This window comes from Bradyrhizobium manausense (assembly GCF_001440035.1).
Classification (GTDB): domain Bacteria; phylum Pseudomonadota; class Alphaproteobacteria; order Rhizobiales; family Xanthobacteraceae; genus Bradyrhizobium; species Bradyrhizobium manausense.
Map to the genome: position 1 here is coordinate 14685 of NZ_LJYG01000076.1, position 761 is coordinate 15445.

The 761-nt window shown below is 65.8% G+C and carries 1 protein-coding gene and 1 pseudogene; both read left to right on the forward strand.

All coding sequences use genetic code 11. From position 1 onward, the window contains the following. Positions 1-501: pseudogene (locus AOQ71_RS47980) on the forward strand (DNA polymerase III subunit gamma/tau); the annotation flags it as partial. A gap of 24 nt (positions 502-525) precedes the next feature. Then, a partial coding sequence (locus AOQ71_RS17410; protein ID WP_057748471.1) for a YbaB/EbfC family nucleoid-associated protein occupies positions 526-761 on the forward strand: 236 nt, incomplete at its 3' end.

The following is a 761-nucleotide window of genomic DNA, read 5'->3' on the forward strand; positions in this document are numbered from 1 at the left end:
GGCGCGCGGCCGCAGATGGCGGCGCCCGCGCCGGATCCGCAAGGCGCAACACCTCAGCTGCGTGTCACCAGCTTCACCCAGCTCGTCGCGCTCGCGGGCCAGAAGCGCGATCTCATGACCAAGAGCGCGCTGGAAGGCGACATGCGGCTCGTCCGTTTCGAGGAGGGCCGGCTGGAGGTCGCGCTCGAGCCGAACGCCTCCAAGACCATGATCTCGGAGCTTGCGAAGAAGTTCGAGCTGTGGACCGGCCGGCGCTGGACCATGATCGTTTCCAACGAGCAGGGCCAGCCCACGCTCCGCTCGGTGAACCAGGCCGCCAGGCAGGAACATGCGCGCAACGCAGAGGCCGATCCGCGCGTGCAGGAGGTGCTGTCGCGCTTCCCCGGTGCGAAGGTCGTCGAGGTCCGCAGGCTTGCCCCGGAGACGCCGGAGTCCAATATTAACGCTGACTACGGCTCTGACGATCTGCCCGACGGTTCCGACGCCGACGACGATCTCTGAGCCTATCTTTGAGGACGAAAACCCATGGCTGATTTTCTCGGCATGATGAAGCAGGCGGCGCAGCTGCAATCCAAGATGCAGGAGATGCAGGAGCAGCTCGGCAATGTGGAGGTCGAGGGCATCTCCGGCGGCGGCCTCGTCGCCGTCCGCATGACCGCGAAGATGGACGTCAGGGGCGTCAAGATCGATCCCTCGCTGATGAAGCCGGAAGAACGCGAGGTGCTGGAAGACCTGCTCGTCACCGCGCTCGGTGACGCCCG